Below are 22,977 nucleotides of genomic sequence, written 5' to 3'. Positions count from 1 at the left end.
TCAGCTCGTGAGCATCTGGCGGAGCACGTAGGGCAGGATCCCTCCGTGGCGGTAGTACGCCGCTTCGGCGGGGGTGTCGATCCTCACCCGCGCCGTCAGCTCGCGGACCTGATCGTCCGCCTCGACGCGGACGGTGACCTCACCGGGCAGCTCCTCAGCACCCTCCAGCCCGATGATGGAGTAGGTCTCCTCCCCGGTCAGGCCGAGATCCTCGGCCGACTCCCCGTGCGTGAGCTGCAGCGGCAGGACCCCCATGCCGATGAGGTTCGATCGGTGGATCCGTTCGAAGGAGGTGGCCAGCACGGCCTTGACGCCGAGCAGCATGGTGCCCTTGGCGGCCCAGTCCCGCGACGAACCCGACCCGTAGTCCGCGCCGGCCACCACGATCAGCGGGACGTCGTCCTCGGCGTACGACTGGGCGGCGTCGAAGATGCTCTCGGGTTCGCCGTCGGGCAGGCGGCGCGTGTACCCGCCCTCGACGCCGGGGACGAGCTTGTTGCGCAGCCGCACGTTGGCGAAGGTCCCGCGGATCATCACGTCGTGGTTGCCGCGGCGCGAGCCGTAGGAGTTGAAGTCCTTCGCCTCCACCCCGTGCCCGGTGAGGTACTTCCCGGCCGGGGAGTCTGCCCGGATCGCCCCGGCCGGGGAGATGTGGTCGGTGGTGACCGAGTCCCCCAGGTGGGCCAGCACCCGGGCGCCGATGATGTCGCGCACCGGCTCTGCCTCGGTGGGCATCGAGTCGAAGTAGGGCGGGCGGCGCACGTAGGTCGAGGCGGCGTCCCAGTCGAAGGTCTGGGACTGCGTCAGGGTCATGCCCTGCCAGTTCTCGTCCCCCGTCAGGACGTCGGCGTAGCCGTCGGTGAACATGCGCGCCTCGACGTTGGCGTCGATCGCAGCCTTGATCTCGGCGCTGGTGGGCCAGACGTCCTTGAGGAAGACGTCGTCGCCCTGCTCGTCCTGGCCGAGCGGCTCGCGCAGCAGGTCGACGTGCATCGACCCCGCCAGGGCATAGGCGATGACCAGCGGCGGTGAGGTCAGGAAGTTCATCTTCGTCTCGGCGTGGATACGGCCCTCGAAGTTCCGGTTCCCGGACAGCACCGAGGCCACCGTGAGGTCGTGACCGGTGACGGCCTGGCTGACCTCGGGGATCAGCGGACCGGAGTTGCCGATGCACGTGGTGCAGCCGTAGCCCACGAGGTGGAAGCCGAGCTGTTCGAGGTACGGGGTGAGTCCGGCGCGCTCGTAGTAGTCGGTCACGACCCGCGACCCGGGAGCCAGGCTCGTCTTGACCCACGGCTTGGAGCGCAGCCCCCTCTCCACGGCGTTCTTCGCCAGCAGACCGGCGCCGAGCATCACCGACGGGTTGGAGGTGTTGGTGCAGGAGGTGATGGCCGCGATGACCACGTCACCGTGGTCGATCTGCGCCGGGGTGCCGTCGAGGTCGATCTGCGTCGGGTCCGAGGGCCAACCGTCGACCTGGCCGTAGCCGCCCGTCCGGGGCGGCGCGTCGCGGTCGACCCCGGTGCCGACCGTGTAGGGGTCGCTGGCCGGGAAGGAGTCCGCCGACCCGTCGTCCACCCCGCCCCGGACCGCCTCGGCGTGCGTCTGCCCGGCCAGCAGCCCACGCACAGCGCGCTGGGCGGCCCGCAGAGGGATGCGGTCCTGCGGGCGCGTCGGCCCGGCGAGGGACGGCTCGACGGTCGACAGGTCCAGCTCGACGACCTGGCTGTAGTCCGGGACGTGGTCCGGGTCGTGCCACAGGGCCTGCTCCTTGGCGTACGCCTCCACCAGCTCGACCTGGTGGGTCGAGCGGCCGGTCAGGCGCAGGTAGTCCAGCGTCTCGGCGTCGACGGGGAAGATGGTCGCGGTCGAGCCGTACTCCGGGCTCATGTTGCCCAGGGTCGCGCGGGTGGCCAACGGCACGTTGGCGACACCAGGGCCGAAGAAGTCCACGAACTTGCCCACCACGCCGGTCCGGCGCAGCAGCTCGGCCACGGTCAGGACCAGGTCGGTGGCCGTCGTGCCCTCGGTCAGCTCACCAGTGAGCTTCAGCCCCACCACCTGCGGGATGAGCATGCTCATCGGCTGGCCCAGCATCGCTGCCTCGGCCTCGATGCCGCCGACCCCCCACCCCAGCACACCGAGCCCGTTGATCATCGGGGTGTGGGAGTCGGTACCCACGACCGTGTCGGGGTAGGCCACCGGGCGCTGCGCACCCTCCTTGGTGAAGACCACCCGTGCCAGGTACTCCAGGTTGACCTGGTGACAGATCCCGGTGTCGGGCGGGACGACCCGGAAGTCGTCGAAGGCCTGCTGGCCCCAGCGCAGCAGCTCGTAGCGTTCGTGGTTGCGTTCGAACTCCAGGTCCGCATTGACCCGGAAGGCGTCGACGCGGCCGAACACGTCGGCGATCACCGAGTGGTCGATGACCAGGTCGGTGGGGATGAGCGGGTTGATCTTCGCCGGGTCCCCGCCCACCGCCGTCATGGCGTCACGCATCGCGACCAGGTCGACCACGCACGGCACACCCGTGAAGTCCTGCATGAGCACCCGCGCGGGGGTGAACTGGATCTCCGTGCTGGTCTCCGCCGTCGCGGCAGGGTCCCAGGCCGCGAGCGCACGGACGTGCTCGGCGGTGACCACCCGCCCGTCCTCGTTGCGCAGCAGGTTCTCCAGGAGGACCTTCAGGCTGTACGGCAGCCGGGCCGAGCCCTCGACCCGGTCCAGCCGGAAGATGTCGTAGGTGGCCTCGCCCACGGTGAGCTGGTCGAGGGATCCGAAACTGTTGGTGCTCATGTCGATGCTCCGTCCTCACGACAGCGACGTGCCCCGTCTCCTGCACGCTACAGGTTTCCTTCCGGCTCGCACTGAGCGCGGGCGGGGGCCGGTCACCCGGAACGAGAACGAGGCCCGGACCTCGTCCAGGAGTGCATCCTGGACGAGATCCGGGCCTCGTTCGGTGGGGTGGCTAACCGGGCTTGAACCGGCGACCTCCTGGACCACAACCAGGCGCTCTACCGACTGAGCTATAGCCACCATGGCTTCGACAGACGAATGACAACGAGTGCCTCAGCCGTCGAAAAGTGTACATGCTCCGTGGGGCGATCAGGACATCGCGGGCCGGGTCGTGACCGAGGTCTCCTTGATGCGCTCGGCCACCGCCCGAGCTGACTTCGTGTCGGGACCGGGCTGCGGGACGAGCAGCGCCTCGCGGTAGTACCGCAGCTCGTCGATCGACTCCAGGATGTCGGCGAGCGCGCGGTGCCCGCCGTTCTTCTGCGGCGAGGCGAAGTACACCCGCGGGTACCAGCGCCGCGCCAGCTCCTTGATCGAGGAGACGTCGACGATCCGGTAGTGCAGGTGACCGACCAGCTCGGCCATGTCCCGTTCCAGGAACATCTTGTCCGTGCCCACCGAATTGCCCGCCAGGGGAGCCTTGCCGGGCTCGGGGACGTGCTCACGGACGTAGGCCAGCACCTGCGCCTCGGCGTCGGCCAGGGTGGTGCCGCCGTCGAGCTCGGTGAGCAGCCCGGAGGTCGTGTGCATCTGGCGCACGAAGTCGTTCATCTGGTCGAGCGCCTCGGCCGGCGGTCGGACGACGACGTCGACCCCCTCGCCCAGGACGTTCAGCTCGGAGTCGGTGACGACGGCGGCCACCTCGACGAGCGCGTCGGCGCGCAGGTCGAGGCCGGTCATCTCGCAGTCGATCCACACGATGCGGTCGTTCGGGTTGCTCGGGCTCACGGGAGCCAGCCTACGTTCTGCCGCCGACGGCGGTTGCCAGGCGTCCCGGTGCCGACGCAGAGAGCCCCGGCGGTCTCGACGCGGTGGTCGTGACGGCCGGGGCTCCCGGTGTCGTGCTGTCGTGCAGTCATGCGACTCGCCATCCTCGGGCGTTCCCGGGGACGGTGAGCTGGAGCCTCGGGCGCCGGCGAAGCCGTAGCCGGAAGCGACGGCGACGCCGCTGGCCCCGGGAGGACGGAGCGCCGTCCCGGGCGTCCCGCTGGCGGCGCTCGCGCCGGGCACGCTCGGCCTCGGCGAGGCGTTCGTGGTGGATGGCACGCGCGACGGCGTGCGCTTCGATCGGGTGCATCGTTCGTTCCTTCGTGACGTGGGTTCGTCGGTCCGGGCCAGGGACCACCCGACCGTCCGGCACCTGACCGGACGGGCGTCACCGCGGTGTGCTCCGAGCATGCCTCGGCAGCGGGGGGAGATGCACGATCTTTTCGCTGGCAGCGTCGACCGGTCCGGTTCGCCTATCGTGTGGCGGTGACGATGTCGAAGCGGTCGCCCGTCGCCGCGTTGCGCACCGCGCAGTTCCGGACGCTGACCGCCGGCTGGGCGCTGACCAACTTCGCGGACTCGGTGCTCGTGCTGATCCTTGCGGTCTGGGTCACCGACCTCACGGGCAGCGCGGCCCTCGGCGGTGTCACGTTCGCAGCGCTCGGCGTTCCGGCGCTCGCGGCACCCTTCCTCGGTCGGCTCGCCGACCGCGTGTCGCGCCGTCGGATGCTGGTGTGGACGTACGCGGCCGGGGCACTGGTGCTCGTCCCGCTGCTGGCGGTCTCGCGCGCCGAGCACGTCTGGATGGTGTACCTGGTGACCGTGCTCTACGCGACGATCGCCTACGTGACGGCTGCGTGCCAGTCCGGCCTGCTCAAGGACCTGCTGCCCGACGAGGCCCTGGGCCACGCCAACGGCCGGCTGGCGGCCATCGACCAGGTGTTCCGGATCGCGATGCCTGTGCTCGGTGCGGCCGTGTACGCCTGGATCGGCCCGGTTCCGCTGGTGGTGGCGGCGATGATGGCCTTCGTCGGGTCGGCCGCCGTGTTCGCCGTCGTGCGCATCACCGAGTCGCAGCCGCACGGCGTGGTGCCGACCGGGTTCTGGGCCGAGGCCACCGAGGGGTTCCGCTACCTGGTCTCGACGCCGCCCCTCGGCCGCATGACCACGGCGATCCTCTGGGCGATGGCGGCCGTCGGCCTCGTCAACGCGGTCGCCTTCGCGATCCTGGAGCACCTGGGCCTCGAAGCGGCTCTGCTGGGCCCGCTGACGACGCTGCAGGGCGTCGCCGGGCTGGCGGCAGGGCTCGTCGTCGGCAGGCTCATGGTGCGGTTCGGGCGGCCGCGGGTCTTCTCGCTCGGGCTGGTGGGCCTGGCGCTCGGGCTCGTGCCGCTCGCCGGCTCGTGGGTGCTGCCCGCCGTGCTCGGCATGGGCGTCGTCGGCTTCACCGCCACCAGCGCCGTGGTCGCCTACGTCACCGAGCGGCAGGTGCTCACGCCGACCCGTATGCAGGGTCGCGTCGGTGCTGCGAGCCACGTGGTGCTCAACCTGCCCGGAGTGCTCGTGACGCTGGCCGGGGCGGCCGCGCTCGCGGTCGTCGACCACCGGGTGCTGGTGGCTGTGAACGTGGCCGTGTGCCTGGTCTGCGGGTTGCTCGCGCTGCGGGTGCGGGCGCCGGCCCTGCTCGAGGATTGACTACCATGGGCCCGCGCCTCCGTAGCTCAATGGATAGAGCAACGGCCTTCTAATCCGTAGGTTGCAGGTTCGAGTCCTGCCGGGGGCACTCCGACACGGCGAGCACAGCGACGTGGGTGAGTCACCCGCAGCCGACGTCACGAGGTGCGACGGCGGCCCTCCATCCCTATATGGACATCGGGACGGACCGGAGCGGCGGCACGGCAGTGCTCGCTGTCCTGGCCGGTCCCGAGATGCTGTGCTCCGAGCACGCGGACGTCGTGAAGGCCTGAGAAGCGTCGCTGCACGAGGTCCGGGCACAGAACCGCGGTCCCCTCGCGGAGGCGATGCGGACCGTTCGACCTGACGCTTCGTCGCTGAGGCCCAGGAGGCAACCCGACATGGCTGTCGCTCAGATCAAGAGCTCGCACGGTCGAGCCCTGACGTCGAACCCCGGCTTCGTGCTCCGCACGGACGCCGCCGCCGCGTGGGACCGCGCGGTCGAGAAGTTCGGCAAGAACGTGCTCATCACGGGCGCATGGCGCTCGTACGAGACACAGGTCAAGCTGTTCAAGGAGCGGTACCGGGCCGGGGCGCGCTCCCCGTACGGGGACTACCGCTACTGGAACGGCACGCGGTACGGGCGGGTCAAGGGTGCGGCCGCCGCCGTGCCGGGCACCTCGAACCACGGCGGCGGGGTCGCGGTGGACGTCAAGACGGCGCGGTCGGCGGGTGACCCGGGCCGCGCCCGCGCCGTCGTGTTCACCTCGTGGGAGGACCGTGACCGCCAGCGGTTCCTCAAGGTCGCCGCCGGGTGCGGGTGGGACGACGACGAGGGCCGCCGCGTCAAGGAGCTGTGGCACCTGACGTACTACCCGGACCGGGACAAGGCCCGGGGCTCCGGTACCGGGGGCGGCACGAGGCGCAAGCCGCACCGGATCGGCACGATCCGACAGGGCTCCACCGGCTGGCGCGTCGGGCTCCTCCAGCACCGCCTCCGTGGCGCCGGCGCGTACCGGGGGAAGGTCGACAAGAAGTTCGGCCCGAAGACCGCGGACGGCGTGCGGACGTTCCAGCGCAAGCGGCGCCAGCTCACGGTGGACGGCGTCGTCGGGCCGCAGACCTGGTACCACCTCGGCCGCGGGGCCAAGCGGGGGCGCGGTGGCCGCTGGCGCAACGAGATCGCTCAACGCGTCGTCGGGCTCCAGGGCGAAAAGGTGGACGGCGTCATCGGGGCGCAGACGGTCGAGCGCATCCGCGAGGTGCAGCGCTGGCTCGGCATCCCCGACGACGGCGTCTACGGCAAGGCGACGGCTCGTGCGCTCGTGAGGAAGGGCTGAGGCGGCGCCCGGGGTGCTGCGGCGGGGGTACGGTCGGAGCGACCGCGCAACGCCTCCGGACTGCCGAAGAGAGGACCGCCATGGCGAGCTCCGAGCTCAAGCTCCAGGTCGACCTGCCCAGCGAGCACGAGACGGGGGTGCCGGCGGACTTCGCGTCCGTGTGGCACACGTCCACGTCGTTCGTCCTCGACTTCGTGGCCGCGAAGTCGCCGGCCAAGCCGGCGGTCGACCAGTCGACCGGCGCCCAGACCGGTGGCCGGGTGATGCCGGCGCGGGTCGTGTCGCGGGTGCGGATCCCGCCGCAGCAGGTCTTCGAGCTCGCCCGGGCGCTCACCCAGCAGCTCGACGCCTGGGAGCGCGAGACCGGCCGCAAGGCGGACGGCTCCGGGCCGAGGGCCTGACGGGAGCGGCGCCGTCGTCCCCGCGGACGGAGAAGTCGTGGTGCCCACGGCGCGCGCGTTTGGCACCGACCGCCGGGCACGCCAGGATGAGCCCGTGACTTCCTCCACGCGCGCCTCCCGCTTCCGCGGCGGGCGGCCGGACGCGGCTGCGGCCGAGGAGCTCGGCCTCACCGTCCACGACGTCGCCCGCGACCTGCGCCGCGACGTCGCCGACGTGCGCCTCCCCCTGCCGGTCGACGGCGCGGACGAGGCCGGCGCGTCGCGCGACCGGCTGCTCGCCCAGCTCGACGAGCACCTGCTGCCGCGCCTCGCCGAGCTGAGCTCGCCCGCCGTCGTGGTCGTGGCCGGCTCGACCGGGGCCGGCAAGTCCACCCTGTACAACTCCCTGCTCGGCGAGGAGGTCTCCGAGGCCGGGGTGCTGCGGCCCACCACCCGCGAGCCCGTCCTCGCCTTCAACCCTGCCGACGCGGACGTGATCGCCGAAGGGCCGGTCACCGAGCTGTCCCGCGTGATCCACCACGAGGGCGTACCGCGCGGCACCGCGCTGCTGGACGCACCCGACCTCGACTCGTTCGTGCAGGAGAACCGTTCGATCGCCCAGCAGCTCCTCGAGGGCGCGGACCTGTGGCTCTTCGTCACCACGGCGTCCCGGTACGGCGACGCGCTGCCCTGGCAGGCGCTCGCGCGGGCCACCGAGCGCGGCGCCTCGGTGGCGATGGTCCTCAACCGCGTCCCGCAGGCCGACCTGACGACGATCCGCGGCGACCTGATGGCGCGGCTGCGCTCCCACGGCATGACGGACACGCCGCTCTTCGTGGTGCCGGACGTCGGCCCGCACGAGGGGCTGCTCGACGAGTCGGTGGTCCGCCAGATCAAACGCTGGCTCAACATGCTGGCCGGGCCGGACCGGTCCCGCGCCGTCGTGGTGCGCACCCTCAAGGGGTCGCTCGCCGCGCTGCCCGGCTGGGTCACCTCGCTGGCCGACGCGATCGAGGCGCAGGCCGCGGCCGCCACCACCCTGCGCCGCCTCGTGGACGGCGAGCTGGCCGCCGCGGAGAAGCTCGCGCGGGACGCGGTCGGGGCGGGCGTCGTCGCCGGGGCGTCGGTCGAGGCGCGGTGGCGCGAGCTCTCCGGAACCGCCGGAGTCGACCGCGTCAAGGTCCGCGGGCACCGCGCCCGCAGCTCGCGCCGAGCCGGGCGCACCCGCTCGGAGGCGCTCGAGGTGCTGCGCGACGACGTCGAGGCCGCCGCCCGGCGGACGCTGACGGCGTCGGGCGCGAGGGTCGAGGAACGCCTGCGCGCGCTGCTCGACGGGTCGGCGGCTCCCGCCGGCGGTCCGTACGCGCTGCCGGACCCCGAGGAACGCACCGCGGCGCGCGGCGAGGCCGCGGGCACGACGGTCGCGGAGTGGGCCGCAGGCGCGGACGAACAGGTCGGCGCCCTGCTCGGCCCCGACACCGCCGCCGCCGTGCGGGCTGCTGCGAGAGCGTTCGGCGAGCGAGGTCTGGCGACGCTGCTCCTCGCCGCGGCGGCGGGCAGCGACGACGCCAGGCGACTGCTCGACCGGGTCGTGGCGGACGTCGCCTCGGAACCGGTCGCCGCGCTGCGCGAGGACCTCGCCGACCGCGCCGCCGTCGTCGTCGACGCCGAGATCGACGCGGTGCGTGCCCGACTCGACTCACCCGACCTGGTGGACGACGCAGCCACCGCGCTGCGCCTGCGGCTCGCCGAGCTGAGGAGGCTCACATGACGACGACCTCGCACGACGCGACGCTGCGCGCACGCACCGAGGACCTCGCCGAGGCGCTCTCGCTCGCCGGGCCCCGCCTCGACCGCGCGACGGGCCAGCGGGTGGAGACGGCCGTGGAGGGCGTGCGCCGGCGGCTCGAGCTCGGCGTCGACCACACGGTGGTGGCCTTCGCCGGCGGCACCGGGTCCGGCAAGTCGAGCCTGTTCAACAAGATCTCGCGCCTGTCGTTCGCGGACGTGGGGGTCAAGCGGCCGACGACGGCGCGCGTCACCGCCTGCTCCTGGTCCGAGGGCGCTGAACCGCTCCTGGACTGGATCGGCGTCGACCGGGAACGGCGGATCACGCACAGCGAGGACCTCGAGGGCGACGGAGCCGCCGGGCTGGCCGGGCTCGTGCTGCTCGACCTGCCCGACCACGACTCGGTCGAGCCGGCGCACCGCGAGGTCGTGGACCGCGTGCTGCCCCTGGTCGACCTGCTCGTGTGGGTGGTGGACCCGCAGAAGTACGCGGACGACGCCCTGCACACGGGGTACCTGAGCGCGCAGGTGGGCTCGGAGTCGTCGATGGTGCTGGTGCTCAACCAGGTCGACACGGTGCCCGACTCCCAGCGGGAGAACCTCGTCGAGGACCTCGGCCGGCTGCTGGCCGACGACGGCCTGACCGGCGTGCACGTGCAGCCGGCATCGGCCAGGACGGGTGAGGGGATCGGGCACGTGCGCGAGATCCTCGAGGAGGCGTGCGCACGGCGATCCGTCGCCGCCGGGCGCGCAGCCGCCGAGCTGGACTCCGCGGCAGCGGCCCTGCTGTCCCAGATCCCGGCGGACGTCCCCTGGCAGCTCGACGCCGCGGTGGACCGCGAGCTCGAGCCCGTGGTGGGTGCCACCGGGCTGGACGCCGTCGCGAGCCAGGTCGGTGCGGCCGTGCGCAACGGCTACGGCATGCCCGAGATCCCTGCTGCGGACCGGGACACGATCGCGCTCTCCCGGGCGCGGTGGCTGACCCGCGCGGGGGCGGCGCTGCGGCCCGGGTGGCAGCGCTCGCTCGCGGAGTCCGTCGCCGGTGCGGACCGGCTGCGGGCCGTGGTGACCGAGGCGCTGCGCAGCGTGGACCTGGACGTCCGCGGCCCTGCGTGGTCGCGTCCGGTGCGCCGCACGGCCTGGGCCTGCGCGGTGCTCGGGGTGCTGCTGGTGATCGCCGGCGTGCTCGCGCTCACCGGCGTGCTGGCCGTGCCGGGGCCGTGGGACCAGGTGCTGGTGGGCGTCGGTGCGGGCCTCCTCGTCGTCGCCGTCGTGCTGGCGGTGGTGCGGGCCGTGGTGCGCCGCCGGCTCGCCGCCCGGCGGCGGGCGGAGGTGGCCCGACAGGGTCGCGAGGCGGTCCGCGACGTGCTGGTGCGCCACCTGGGCGAGCCCACCCAGCGGGTGCTGGTGGACCACCGTCGGGTGCGCGAGCTCGCCCGTTCGGCGCGCGACCTGCCGTCGTCCCGACCGCTGACCGGGGCGCTGAGGCTGCCCACAGCCGGGGCGCCGTCCACAGGATCGCCGGAGAAGGGCGACAAGGCCGCCACGTCAGCCTGAGCCTGGGTGCACGGCCGGTACCGTGCCGGCCGCAGATCTCAGGAGGACGTATGAGCGAGGCCACGGTGACCGTGACGGGCTACGTCGGGACGACCCCGGCGCTGCACCTGTCCCAGAACCAGGTCGCATGGACCAGCTTCCGCGTGGGCAGCACGCGCCGGGTGCGCGACGCCGTCACCGGGGAGTGGCGCGACGGCAGGACCACCTGGTTCACGGTCAAGGCGTTCCGCGGTGCGGCGCGCACCGTCTGCGAGTCCCTGGTGCAGGGGCAGCCGGTGGTCCTGACGGGGCGGCTCTCCGCCGAGGAGTGGACCGACCGCGACGGCCGCGACCGCGTCAACCTGGTGGTGGACGCCGACGCGATCGGGCCGGACTCCACCCGGGGCATGACGCGGTTCAGCAAGGTGATCCACGAGTCCGGCCCCGCGCCCCAGGACCGCACCGGCCAGGTGGAGGCATCCCCGTGGGAGACGGCGGCGCCGGACGACGCGAGGTCGCTGACCGAGGAGGACGACCTGGCGGGGGACGACGAGTGCGCAGCGGGTGGCGACGTGGTCGACGACCTGGCGGGTGAGGCGGAGCCGGTCGCCGGTTGAGGGGCAGTGTCGCGTAGGCTGGGGGACCGGCTGCACGCCGGTCCTCCGCCGTGCCCGCCGGTAACCCTCAGACAGCGCGATCGAACGGTGGAAACGAGCCAGTGGCTGAGTTCATCTACTCCATGTACAAGGCGCGCAAGGCGCACGGCGACAAGGTCATCCTCGATGACGTCACGCTGAACTTCCTGCCCGGCGCCAAGATCGGCGTCGTCGGCCCGAACGGTGCCGGGAAGTCGACGATCCTCAAGATCATGGCCGGCATCGACCAGCCGTCCAACGGTGACGCTCGGCTCTCGCCCGGCTACACCGTCGGCATCCTCCAGCAGGAGCCGCCGCTGAACGAGGAGAAGACGGTCCTCGGCAACGTCGAGGAGGCCGTCGGGCCGATCAAGGCGAAGGTCGACCGCTTCAACGAGATCTCCGCGCTGATGGCCGAGCCCGACGCGGACTTCGACGCGCTCATGGCGGAGATGGGCGAGCTGCAGGAGGCCATCGACGCCGCCGACGCGTGGGACCTCGACAGCCAGCTCGAGCAGGCGATGGACGCGCTGCGCTGCCCGCCGCCGGACGCCGACGTCACCGTGCTCTCAGGTGGTGAGCGCCGTCGTGTCGCGCTGTGCAAGCTGCTGCTGGAGAAGCCAGACCTGCTCCTGCTCGACGAGCCCACGAACCACCTCGACGCCGAGTCCGTGCTGTGGCTCGAGCAGCACCTGGCCACCTACCCCGGCGCCGTGCTCGCCGTGACGCACGACCGCTACTTCCTGGACCACGTCGCCCAGTGGATCTGCGAGGTCGACCGTGGCCGTCTGTACCCGTACGAGGGCAACTACTCCACCTACCTGGAGAAGAAGCAGGCTCGGCTCGAGGTCCAGGGCAAGAAGGACCAGAAGCTCGCCAAGCGCCTCAAGGACGAGCTCGAGTGGGTGCGCCAGAGCGCCAAGGGCCGCCAGACCAAGTCGAAGGCGCGACTGGCCCGCTACGAGGAGATGGCCGCCGAGGCCGAGCGCACGCGCAAGCTCGACTTCGAGGAGATCCAGATCCCGGCAGGCCCGCGCCTGGGCAGCACGGTGCTCGAGGCCAAGAACCTGCAGAAGGGCTTTGGCGACCGTCAGCTCATCGACGGGCTGTCGTTCACGCTGCCGCGCAACGGCATCGTCGGCGTGATCGGCCCCAACGGCGTCGGCAAGACGACGCTGTTCAAGACGATCGTGGGCATGGAGCCGCTCGACGGCGGTGACCTCAAGGTCGGCGACACGGTCAAGATCTCCTACGTGGACCAGTCCCGTGGGGGCATCGACCCGGACAAGTCGCTGTGGGAGGTCGTCTCGGACGGGCTCGACTTCATCCAGGTGGGCAACGTCGAGATCCCCTCGCGAGCGTACGTGGCCTCGTTCGGCTTCAAGGGCGCCGACCAGCAGAAGGCGGCCGGTGTGCTCTCCGGCGGTGAGCGCAACCGGCTGAACCTCGCGCTGACGCTGAAGCAGGGCGGCAACCTGCTGCTGCTCGACGAGCCGACCAACGACCTCGACGTCGAGACCCTGGGCTCGCTGGAGAACGCGCTGCTGGAGTTTCCGGGCTGTGCCGTCGTGGTCTCGCACGACCGGTGGTTCCTCGACCGCGTCGCCACGCACATCCTCGCCTACGAGGGCACCGACGAGAACCCGGCGAACTGGTACTGGTTCGAGGGCAACTTCGCGTCCTACGAGGAGAACAAGGTCGAGCGGCTCGGTGCGGACGCCGCCCGCCCACACCGGGTGACCTACCGCCGCCTCACCCGCGACTGACCCCCACCCTCCGTGCCGTTGTGGGCGCGATTTCTGGTCCGTTCTGCCCCGTTATGGGCGATCTTCGGGCCCAGAATTCGCGCCCACAACGCTGTCCGGAGCGCAAATTCGCTGGAGAAGCGTCCGGTGCGGTCGGCAGGATCGGCAGGCATGACCACACCGTCGCAGCGCCGCACCCGACCTGTCTGGCCCGAGATTCCCGCACACGTCCGTGGCGCCCTGGAGGGCCGCCTCGGCGCACCCGTGACTGCTTGGACGAGCCACGACGGCGGGTACACGCCCGGCATGGCCTCCACTCTGCGGACTTCCCGCGGGGACGTGTTCGTCAAGGCGGTCTCAGCGGAGCACGACTTCTCGGCCGCCATGTACCGCCGGGAGGCCGGCAGGTCGGCGCTGCTGCCTGACGGCGTCCCGGCGCCGAGGCTGCGTTGGCTCGCCGAGGTGTCGGGTCCTTCGGGAGACGACTGGGTCGTCGTGGCGTTCGATGCGCTCACCGGGAACACGCCCCGCGTGCCGTGGCAGCCCGACGAGCTGGACGTTGTCATGGACCTTGCCGCGCGGATCGCTGAGCACGAGATCGCACCTGGTGTGCTGCCCGAGATGGCGGACGAGTGGCCCCCGGGCCTCACCCAGCGGCTCGCGGACGAACGGCCGGCCGGGCTGAGCTCCTACGACCCATGGTTCGCGGACCACCTCGACCGGCTTGCCGAGATCGAGGGGGACGTCGTCGAGGCTGTGGCGGGCACGAGTCTGCTGCACGGCGACCTGCGGGGCGACAACGCGGTGGTCGTCGAGGACCCGTCCGGCGCCGGAATGCGCGCGATCGCCGTCGACTGGCCGTTCGCCGTGCGCGGCGCGGCATACACCGACGTCGTCGGGATGCTGCCCTCGGTCCGGCTCGAGGGTGGCCCACCTCCGTGGGAGGTGCTCGAACGGCATCCGTTGCCATCCGGGACCGATGACGACGCGGTGCGCGCCTACGTCGTGAGCCTCACCGGCTACTTCGTCCACTCCTCGTTGCAGCCGCCACCACCGGCGATCCCGCACGTGCGGTCGTTCCAGCGGGCGCAGGCCGAGGTCTGCATCGACTGGCTCCGCCGGCCCCGGCCGATCGCCTGACCAGGCAGCACAGGACGACACGACGACACGGTCGCCTCCATGCACCGAACGTCCGATGTGTGCAGACTGGGCACATGACCGCGACCGGCCGGCCCGACGAGCCCGACGAGCGCGCCGACGGCGCCGTCTCGGCGAGCTCCGCGCTGACGCCCGACGCCGGCGCGGCCGCGCTCCTCGATGCCCTGGACGCGCTGCGGGCCCGGTTCGGGGCACTGCGGCTGCCGCTCGAGACACCCGGCGTCCACAGCGCTCGCACCGACCTGGCGCGCGCGACCGACCAGCTCGACGACTACCTGCTGCCCCGCCTGCGCGCCGAGCGTGCGCCGCTGCTCGTCGTCGTCGGCGGCTCCACCGGCGCAGGCAAGTCCACGCTGGTCAACTCGCTGCTGGGGGAGCAGGCCACGGCACCGGGCGTGCTGCGCCCGACCACGCGCGCGCCCGTCCTCGTCCACCACCCGCTCGACGCCCGGTGGTTCACCGGCGACCGGGTGCTTCCCGGCCTGGCGCGCACCAGCGTGCACGGCACACCCGCGGCGGACCGTCGCGACGACGCTGGGACGCAGGCGGGGCCGCGAGCGCTGCGCCTCGTGGCCTCCGGCAACCTGCCCCAGGGTCTGGCACTGCTCGACGCGCCCGACGTCGACTCCGTGGAGGAGGCCAACCGTGAGCTCGCCGCACAGCTGCTCGGTGCCGCCGACCTGTGGCTCTTCGTCACGACCGCTGCCCGCTACGCGGACGCGGTGCCGTGGGACCTGCTGACGACGGCGGCGGCCCGCCGAGCGCAGGTCGCCCTCGTCCTGGACCGGGTGGACCCGGGCGCCGAAGAGGTCGCAGCCGACCTGCGCCGGCTCATGAGCGAGCACGGGCTGGGCGAGGCCGCCCTGTTCGTCGTCCCCGAGTCCGGGGCCGGCGCGAGCGGTGACGACGCGATGTCGGACGGCCTGCTGCCGGAGCACGCGGTCGGCGAGCTCGCTACCTGGCTCACCGGCCTCGGCGGCGACCCGGACTCGCGCGCCCGCGTCATCGCCGCGACGCGGGACGGCGTCGTGGACGACCTCGTCCGGCGGGCCCACGAGCTGGCAGCGACGGCGGACGTCCAGCACGCTGCCGACACCCGGCTGCGAGAGACCGTCGAGCATCATCATGCCGACGCGCTCCGGCAGGTCGAGGACGCGACGTCGGACGGTGCCTTGCTGCGCGGCGAGGTCCTCGCCCGGTGGCAGGACTTCATCGGGACGGGCGAGTTCTTCCGGGCGTTGGAGGCCCGAGCGGGGAAGGTGCGGGACGCCGTCGGGCGCGTCCTGCGCGGCCGTGTCAAGGAGGCGCCGCACGTCGAGCAGGCGATCGCGCACGGGCTCGAGTCCGTCGTCCTGGACGCGGCCGAGCAGGCCGCGGAGCGCACCTATGCCGCCTGGCGTGGCGACGCGGCGGGCGCGGCGCTGCTCGACGGGCTCGAGCTGAGCCGGACCGCTCCCGGTCTCCGCCCTGAGGTCGCCGGAGCGATCCGGGCGTGGCAGGGCGACGTCCTCGAGCTCGTCCGGGAGCAGGGGGAGAGCCGACGGGGGACCGCCCGGGCGCTCTCCTTCGGGGTGAACGCGCTCGGCGTGAGCCTGATGATCGTCGTCTTCGCCTCGACCGCCGGCCTCACGGGCCTCGAGGTGGGCATCGCGGGCGGCACCGCCGTGGTCGCCCAGAAGCTGCTCGAGGCCGTGTTCGGCGACGACGCGGTGCGTCGCCTCGCCGCGCAGGCCAAGGAACGGCTCACCGCCCGCGTCGACGCCGTGCTGCGCGGCCAGTCCGCCCGGTACACCGCCCAGCTCGACGCGCTCGGCACCGACGACGTGCGCGGAGACCGCCTGCGTGACGCCGCCCGCGACGTGGCGGAGGCGGCCCAGCAGGAGCGGGCGACCCGCTCGCGGGCGGACGACGGCCTCACCCGGCCCTGGAGCGGTGGGATGCTGCGCGGGGCGGGGACGTTCCGGCCGCCGACCAGCCCCGAAGGCATCCCCGGGTTGCCGGGATCGCTCGCGGGCCGCGAGCCCGCGGCGCAGGAGGGCGACGCCGGAGCACCGGACGTACCCGACGCCCCCAGGGCGCGGTTCTGGCGGCGCTGGCGACGGAAGGACCAGGGATGAAGCCGGATCTCGCCACCCGCACCGCGGCGCTGGAGCAGGCGGTCGCGGCCGGTGCCGGGCGGCTGGACCCCGAGCTGGCGGACGAGGCGCACCGCGTCGTCGAGCGCGCCCGGGAGCGCGGCGGCCTCAGCGCGGAGCACACGGTGGCGGCGCTCGCGGGTGCCACGGGGTCGGGAAAGTCCTCCGTGCTCAACGCCGTGGCCGGCACCGACCTGGCCGAGCCGGGCGTGCAGCGGCCGACGACGTCGCACGCGTCGGCGGCGGTGTGGGGCGAGGGCGCCGACGAGCTGCTGGACTGGCTGGAGGTGCCACGCCGGCACGCGATGGAGGCCGACGCCGACACGTCGACGGGCAAGGGGACGGGCCTGCTGCGGCGGGCCCGGCCCCCGGCCGGGATCTCGACCGGCCTGGTGCTCCTCGACCTGCCCGACCACGACTCGGTGGTAGTCGAGCACCGGGTCCGTGCGGAGCGGCTGGTGGAGCGCGCCGACCTGCTGGTCTGGGTGGTGGACCCGCAGAAGTACGCCGACGCGGCCCTGCACGAGCGATACCTGCGCCCGCTGGCCGGGCGCGCCGACGTCGTCGTCGTGGCCCTCAACCAGATCGATCGGCTGGCGCCCGAGGAGGCGGACGCGATCCTGGCGGACCTGCGTCGGCTCGTGGTCGCCGACGGGCTCTCCGGGGCGCGCGTGCTCGGGTTGTCGGCGCGGACGGGTCAGGGCGTCGACCGGCTGCGCGGGCTGCTCGCGGACGCGGCCCGACGGCGGGAGGCCTCGACGGCCCGCCTGGCCGGGGACATGCGGGCCGTCGCCCGACGCGTGGTGGACGAGTGCGGGCAGGCGCCTCCGGCGCGTGCCGCCGACCGGGCGCACGGCACGCTGGTCGACGCCCTGGAGGAGGCGGCCGGCGCCACCACGGTGGTGGACGCGGTCCGCAGAGCGGCGCGGCGGGACGCGCACCTGGCGACCGGCTGGCCGGTGACGCGCTGGATCGCCCGCGCCCGCAAGGACCCGCTCCGTCGACTCGGCCTGCGCGGCGACCAGGTGCGGGTCCCGGTCGACCGGCCGGACCTGGCGCGCACGTCGCTGCCGCAGACGCGCCCGAGCGTGCGGGCCGCCGCGGCGACGGCGGTGCGGGGGTACATCGACCAGGTCACCGCCGGGGCTCCGGACGCCTGGGTGCTGGCCGCACGGAACCGGGGCACCGAGGCGGTCGACCGCCTGCCGGACACGCTCGACCAGGCCGTCGCGTCGACGCGGCTGGAGGAGGCGTGGCGGCCGCTCTGGTGGCGAGCGGTCGGGATGCTGCAGTGGCTGCTGCTGGCATCCGCGGTGGTGGGGCTGCTGTGGCTGGGGGTCGCGGCGGCGCTGCGCTACTTCCGGCTCCCGGAGCTCCTCATGCCGGTGCTGACGTTCGACTTCGCACGGTGGGGCGGTGGCGCGTTCGACGTGCCGTGGGCCACGGTGCTCGCGCTCGGCGGAGTCCTCGGCGGTCTCCTCGTGGCGCTGGTCTCCCGGCCGCTGGCGGCGCTGGGCGCGCGGCGTCGGGCGGGGCGCGTGCGCCGCCGTCTGCGGGCGTCGGTGGAGGCGGTGGCGCGCGAGCAGGTGCGTGAGCCGGTCGCGGGGGAGATGGCCGCGTTGGCGTCGTGCCGGGAGCACGCGTCGACGGCGGCGGGGTGAGTCTCGGCCCGGGCCGGCGTCGGGCGGGCTGCCCGAGCGTGCGACGATGCCTGGCATGAATCGTCTGCACGTCCCCGTCTCGCTGCGCTGGTCGGATCTGGACGCCTACCAGCACGTCAACAACGTCGCGATGTTCCGGCTCCTGGAGGATGCCCGGATCACGGCGTTCTGGCGGCACCCGGAGGCGGAGGACCCGTGGCCGACGGCGATCCTGGACACGGGCCCGCACGCGACGTCGCACACGTTGGTGGCGGGGCAGCAGATCGAGTACCTGCGGCCGCTGGAGTTCTCGCGCGACCCGGTGCGCGTCGAGATGTGGATCGGGGCGATCGGCGGGGCCTCGCTCGAGGTCTGCTACGAGGTCTATGACGGGGCGCGCGGGGGCTTTCCGCGCACCGGGCCGGCGTCGGGCGGGCAGCCCTACACGCGGGCGGTGACGACGATCGTGATCCTGGACGCGGTGGAGGGGCGGCCGCGCCGGTTGACGGCCGACGAGCGGGCGGTGTTCGGGGAGTTCGCGGGGGACCCGATCGTCTTCCGGCGCCGCCGCTGACCTCTCACCGCCACTCGTCGAGCGTTGTGGGCGCGATTTCTGGCCCGCTTCGTCCGTTCTATCGGACTTCAGGGCCCAGAAATCGCGCCCACAACGCTCGCCCGGGGTCAGCTGGTGGTGCAGGGTGCGCCGTGGGCGGACAGGCCGGTCACCTCGGCGGGGTCGCCGGCGCCGATGAAGCCGACGGAGACGGACCGCCCGGGTGCGAGGTCGGTCTGCCACGCCGGGCCGGTGACGGTGACGTGCGCGCCGGTCTGGGTGAGGTCGCCGCCCCAGGACTGGGCGACGGTCTCGCCGCCGGTGAAGTCCCAGGAGAGCTCCCAGGGGGCGAGGGTCTCGTCACCGGTGTTGGTCAGGGTCACCGCGCCTTGGAAGCCGCCCTGCCACTGGCCGACGACGGCGTAGTCCGCCGCGCAGGACGCCTCGCCCGGGTCCTCGGTCGGGTCAGGGTCGGGCTCTGTCGGATCGGGGGTGGGCTCCGGGTCCGACGGGTCGGGGTCCGGTTCCGTGGGGTCCGGAGTCGGCTCCGGCTGCGTCCCGCCGAACTCTCCGACGACGATGCCGCGCCCGTTGGTGCCGACGTAGACCCGCCCGTAGACGTCCGGGTCGCCGCTGATGGCGCCGCCCGTCCAGGCGTACTGGTGATCATCGTCGTTGATCCGGACCCAGGTGACCCCTGCGTCGTCGGACCGGAAGATCCCCCGGACTCCGTCGATCTTGCTGGACGTGTACACGGCGGGGTGGTCGCGGCCGTCGGCGGCCCTGCCGAAGCCGATCGTGTCGCCCTCGTCGACGCCGGCGACGGGCTCGAACGTCTCGCCGTGGTCGGTCGAGCGCCACATGCCGTAGATGCCGTCGGTCTCGCCGCCGGCGACCCACACGTGCCCCGCGTGGCCGGGCACGGCTTCCACATGGTGCCGCCCGGCGTCGGGCAGCCCTGTGGCGGACGACGCCGTGAAGCTCGCGCCGCCGTCGTGCGAGGTGTAGAAGGTGCCGCCGGACAGCGCGTAGAAGACCGACGGGTCCTCACGGTCGGCGCGCACGGTGGCGCCGTCGGGCACGCCGGTCGCGGGTGTCCACGACGACCCCAGCGACGTCGAGACGTGCACGCCGGTGCCGTCAGGGCTCCACACGATCGCCGAGCCGTCGGCGGCCATCGCCACGTTGCCGGGGCCGGTGGCACCGGCCGGCTGCTGCGCGGCCCACCACGAGTCGCCGCCCGAGGTCGAGACGCCGAGCAGGTCGTCGCCCCCCTCACCGGCGCGCACCATCGTGGCCGGGTCCTGCCACGCGACGTCGACGCTCAGCACGCCGCTCTGGAAGGGCTGGGTGTAGAAGTCGCTCGGCACCTGGGAGATGTCGTGGTGCACGAAGCCACCGATGTCGTACATCCCCGAGACGAGCTCGACGGGTCCGGGCGGAGCGACCAGGTCCTGGATGGCGGTCTCCTCGACGCCCTGCGCCCTGACGGAGATGTCGACGGTGCCGCCGTCGTCCCACGCGGTGAGGTTCTCGCCGCCGTAGATCGTGGCGCCGGTGCCGTACAGGAAGCGGTCGGAGTCGAACGGGTCGATCTCGAAGCTCTCGGTCATCCAGCCGAGCTTGGGGCTGTCCTCGGGCGGCTGGGAGGTGCCGCCGAAGTCGAGCCAGGGAGCTCCGGAGATGTCGAGGTCGTAGCGCTTCGACCGTTCGGGATAGCTGGTCCAGTCCCAGATCTGCGTCCAGGTCTCGCCGCGGTCCGTGGACCGGAACACCTGGTTGTCGGGGAACCAGGAGAGCTGGGAGACGACCATGATCGTGTCGGGGTCCTGGCGGTCGATCGTCAGGCCGGAGTAGCCGAAGTAGGCGTCCGCGTCGTCGGAGGGCACGGGGCTGATCCGGCTCCACTCGTCCGTGGCGGTGTCCAGTCGCCACACGTCGCCGGAGCCGCCGTCGTACGGGCCGCCGGTGTCCGACGTCGCCACGTAGAGCTGGCCGGAGGTGTGGTCCAGCTCTGCCTTGTGGGGGATGAACCCCGTGGGCTGGCCCGGGACCCGTTCCCACGTCTCGCCGGCGTCGGTGGAGCGGTAGACGTTGTTCTCCTTGTCGGCCACGCCGACGTAGATCGTCGGCGTCGGCTCTCCCGGCGTGCCCGACGACGGGTCGAAGACCGTCCACACGACGCCCTGGATGCTGTCGCTGTACTCGCCGCCGTCGGGGTCGGCGACGTAGTTGCCGGGGTTCGGGAAGCTGGTGACCTCGGACCAGGTGGCACCGGAGTCGGTGGACCGCCACAGGCCGTTGCCGCCCTCCGTGCCCAGGTAGAGCACCGAGCTGTCGTTCGGGTCCACCATCAGGCGCTCACCCATGCCGCGGCCGGGCATGTTCCCGCCGACCTGGAACGGCAGGTCGGTCCGGGACCAGGTCTCGCCGCGGTCTGACGAACGCAGGACGGCACCGTTGTTCGGGTCCCAGGAGTTCGTGTAGGACCCTGCCATGACGTAGACGTTGTCCGGGTCGACGGGGTCCGTGGCCAGCGACAGCACGCCGGAGTGCCCCCAGTCGTCCCAGCCGACGTGGTCGAGCAGCGGGACCCAGCGCTGGGTGGCCTGGTCGAGCCGGTAGGCGCCGCCGACGTCGGTGCGCGCGTAGACGAGGCCGGGCTCGGACTCGTTGAACACGATGCCGGGGACGAACCCGCCACCGACCATCTCGACGTTTCCCCAGTCGTAGTCGTCGGCGACGCTCTGCGGGGTGTGGGGGAGCGGTGCTGCGGGCGTCTGCGCGACGGCGACTCCCACCCCCGTGGCCACGAGTCCGGTGGCCGCCAGCACGGCGACCGCTGGTCGAAGTCTCATCCGATTCTCACTCCTCGGTGCGGACGGACCGGGCCGCGACCGGTGGTCCGGCCCGGGCGACACGTCGTCGTGTCCTGCCGCAGGCTAGTCGAAGCGCTTCGACATGGGCAGGGTGCACCCGCCGTGAGAAACGTTTAGGGCCGCACACGGCTGTGGGGACGAGACCGGCAGGACCTCCTCAGGAGGCCCGCGGGTCTCGTCCCCACGGCGAGGCGGACGGCGTCAGGCGCAGTCGGCGCCGTTGATCGTGTACTGCGTCGGCACCGCGCTGCTGCCGCCGTGCGTGGCGTTGTAGCCGATCTGTACCGAGCCGCCCGCGGGCACCGAGCCGTTCCATGCGGCATTCCGGGCGGTCAGCGTCGCGCCGGACTGCGACCAGTCGGCGGACCAGCCGTTCGTCAGCGTCTGCCCGGCCGGCAGATCGGCCGTGAGCGTCCAGGACGACCAGGCGGCGTCGCCGGTGTTCGTCAGGACGACCGTGCCGGTGTACCCGGTGTCCCAGCCGGCGTTCGTCCAGGTCACCTCGCACGCGGCGTCGCCCGGGTCACCGGGGTCGCCGGGGTCGGTCGGGTCCGGGTCGGGGTCGCCCTCGACCTGCGCACCGAGCGCCTCGGCGATCGCGGAGTAGGCGGGCTTGGCCTGGTACTGCGCGTCCCACGGAAGCGCCGCGCCCTCGCCGGGGAACACGTCGGGCACCCAGGAGTGGCCGTCGTCGATGCCCCACACGGTCACGCCGGTGCAGCGGTCGACGGCGAGGCACGCCTCGACCACCGTGCGGTAGTCCTGCGCCTGCCGGGTCAGGTCGTTCTGCGAGGCCGGGACGTTCATCCGGATGTCCAGCTCGGTGATGCGGACGTCGACGCCGAGGTCGGCGAACCGCTGCAGGTTCTGCTGGTAGCTGCTCGGCACCTGCCCCACGATGAGGTGCGACTGGAAGCCCACGCAGTCGATCGGGACGCCGTCGGCGAGGAGGTCGGCCACCAGGTTGTACATCGCCGTCGACTTCGCGTTGATGCCGTCCGTGCTGTAGTCGTTCAGGCAGAGGTCGGCGTCGGGCGCGGCCTGGCGGGCCCGGGTCAGGGCGTCGGCGATGTACCCGTCGCCGAGCACCCGCTGGAAGACGCTCTGGCGCCGGCTGCCGTCCCCCTCCCACATCTCGTTGACGACGTCCCAGGAGTCCACGTCGTCGGCGTACCGGCCGGCCACGGCGTCGATGTGGTCGTACATCGCGTCGCGCAGGCGGGCGGGGTCGGAGATGCTCTCGGCCCAGCCGGGCAGCTGGGAGTGCCAGACGAGGGTGTGGCCGTAGAGGTCGGCGTCCTGCGCGGCGGCGAAGTCCACCACCTGGTCGGCCTGGCCCCAGCTGAAGCTGCCCTGGCTGGGTTCCGTGGCGTCCCACTTCATCGCGTTCTCCGCGACGACGAGGTCGAACTCGCGCTCGGCGATCTCCCGGTAGCCGGGCTGGTTCAGGTGCCCGGGCGTCAGGGCGAAGCCGAGCGTGACGCCCTGGCGCTCCGCGGCGTCGCGGAGGGGCTCGTAGACGGGCTCTGCTGCCTGCGCCGGACTGAGCAGCATGCCCCCGGCGAGCAAGGCACCGCCGGCCAGGGCCACGGTGGAGACCGCGGCGGTCGTGCGGCGCGCGCGCCGGTCGATATCGTTTTCTGGACGGGATCGCATGGTTCCTCCGAGAAGAAGGTGGAATCCGCGGCCGGGGTACGAAACCCCGGCCGCGGAGAACGGGGGCGGGGGCGG

16 protein-coding genes and 2 tRNA genes are annotated in these 22,977 nt (G+C 72.9%); 12 read left to right on the top strand and 6 right to left on the bottom strand.

Annotation, left to right across the window (positions count from 1 at the left end; translation table 11 throughout):
* From acnA to ACWAT2_RS11585, 4 genes are all read right to left on the bottom strand, one after another.
* Positions 1–2,796, bottom strand: coding sequence for an aconitate hydratase (acnA, locus tag ACWAT2_RS11600; RefSeq protein ID WP_402376286.1), 2,796 nt, complete (start codon positions 2,794–2,796; stop codon positions 1–3).
* A 164-nt stretch (positions 2,797–2,960) separates the two neighbouring features.
* Positions 2,961–3,036, bottom strand: a tRNA-His gene (locus ACWAT2_RS11595).
* Between the two features lie 69 nt (positions 3,037–3,105).
* Complete coding sequence (gene orn / locus ACWAT2_RS11590) at positions 3,106–3,744, bottom strand: oligoribonuclease (RefSeq protein ID WP_402376288.1); 639 nt, start codon at positions 3,742–3,744, stop codon at positions 3,106–3,108.
* A gap of 127 nt (positions 3,745–3,871) precedes the next feature.
* The gene (locus ACWAT2_RS11585; RefSeq protein WP_402376291.1) at positions 3,872–4,093 is read right to left on the bottom strand and encodes a hypothetical protein; all 222 of its coding nucleotides are present in this window, start codon (positions 4,091–4,093) and stop codon (positions 3,872–3,874) included.
* Positions 4,094–4,275: 182 nt separating this feature from the next.
* Between ACWAT2_RS11585 and ACWAT2_RS11580 the strand changes: the two genes are divergently transcribed.
* The 12 genes from ACWAT2_RS11580 (at position 4,276) to ACWAT2_RS11525 (ending at position 18,388) form a co-directional block, all read left to right on the top strand.
* Positions 4,276–5,478, top strand: coding sequence for an MFS transporter (locus ACWAT2_RS11580; RefSeq protein WP_402376380.1), 1,203 nt, complete (start codon positions 4,276–4,278; stop codon positions 5,476–5,478).
* A gap of 15 nt (positions 5,479–5,493) precedes the next feature.
* A tRNA-Arg gene (locus ACWAT2_RS11575) sits at positions 5,494–5,566 on the top strand.
* 292 nt (positions 5,567–5,858) lie between these two features.
* Entirely contained in the window at positions 5,859–6,797 is a 939-nt protein-coding gene (locus ACWAT2_RS11570) for a peptidoglycan-binding protein (protein WP_402376294.1), read from the top strand.
* 80 nt (positions 6,798–6,877) lie between these two features.
* The gene (locus ACWAT2_RS11565) at positions 6,878–7,198 is read left to right on the top strand and encodes a DUF3467 domain-containing protein (protein WP_402376296.1); all 321 of its coding nucleotides are present in this window, start codon (positions 6,878–6,880) and stop codon (positions 7,196–7,198) included.
* Between the two features lie 94 nt (positions 7,199–7,292).
* A complete protein-coding gene (locus ACWAT2_RS11560; protein ID WP_480048909.1) occupies positions 7,293–8,948 on the top strand; it encodes a GTPase in 1,656 nt (551 codons plus the stop codon).
* Positions 8,945–10,522 (top strand): GTPase, encoded by a 1,578-nt coding sequence (locus tag ACWAT2_RS11555; protein WP_402376302.1) that lies wholly within the window; start codon positions 8,945–8,947, stop codon positions 10,520–10,522. Before ACWAT2_RS11560 ends, ACWAT2_RS11555 begins: the two co-directional genes overlap by 4 nt.
* Before the next feature lie 50 nt (positions 10,523–10,572).
* Complete coding sequence (locus ACWAT2_RS11550; RefSeq protein ID WP_402376305.1) at positions 10,573–11,118, top strand: single-stranded DNA-binding protein; 546 nt, start codon at positions 10,573–10,575, stop codon at positions 11,116–11,118.
* Between the two features lie 101 nt (positions 11,119–11,219).
* Entirely contained in the window at positions 11,220–12,902 is a 1,683-nt protein-coding gene (ettA, locus tag ACWAT2_RS11545) for an energy-dependent translational throttle protein EttA (RefSeq protein ID WP_402376308.1), read from the top strand.
* A gap of 150 nt (positions 12,903–13,052) precedes the next feature.
* A complete protein-coding gene (locus tag ACWAT2_RS11540) occupies positions 13,053–14,021 on the top strand; it encodes an aminoglycoside phosphotransferase family protein (RefSeq protein ID WP_402376311.1) in 969 nt (322 codons plus the stop codon).
* Between the two features lie 74 nt (positions 14,022–14,095).
* Positions 14,096–16,156 carry a dynamin family protein gene (locus ACWAT2_RS11535; protein WP_402376314.1) on the top strand — a complete coding sequence of 687 codons (2,061 nt, stop codon included), beginning with the start codon at positions 14,096–14,098 and terminating at the stop codon, positions 16,154–16,156.
* Positions 16,153–17,835 carry a GTPase gene (locus ACWAT2_RS11530; protein ID WP_402376316.1) on the top strand — a complete coding sequence of 561 codons (1,683 nt, stop codon included), beginning with the start codon at positions 16,153–16,155 and terminating at the stop codon, positions 17,833–17,835. The genes ACWAT2_RS11535 and ACWAT2_RS11530 overlap by 4 nt, the downstream gene beginning before the upstream one ends.
* 55 nt (positions 17,836–17,890) lie before the next feature.
* Positions 17,891–18,388 (top strand): acyl-CoA thioesterase, encoded by a 498-nt coding sequence (locus tag ACWAT2_RS11525; protein WP_402376319.1) that lies wholly within the window; start codon positions 17,891–17,893, stop codon positions 18,386–18,388.
* A gap of 107 nt (positions 18,389–18,495) precedes the next feature.
* On the opposite strand, the gene ACWAT2_RS11520 is transcribed toward ACWAT2_RS11525, so the two are convergent.
* Entirely contained in the window at positions 18,496–21,225 is a 2,730-nt protein-coding gene (locus ACWAT2_RS11520; protein ID WP_402376322.1) for a cellulose binding domain-containing protein, read from the bottom strand.
* Between the two features lie 222 nt (positions 21,226–21,447).
* A complete protein-coding gene (locus tag ACWAT2_RS11515) occupies positions 21,448–22,902 on the bottom strand; it encodes an endo-1,4-beta-xylanase (RefSeq protein ID WP_402376325.1) in 1,455 nt (484 codons plus the stop codon).
* Positions 22,903–22,977: the final 75 nt, after the last annotated feature.

The organism is Isoptericola sp. GX10416 (genome assembly GCF_056590155.1).
This window is presented reverse-complemented; position numbering and strand designations above follow the sequence as displayed.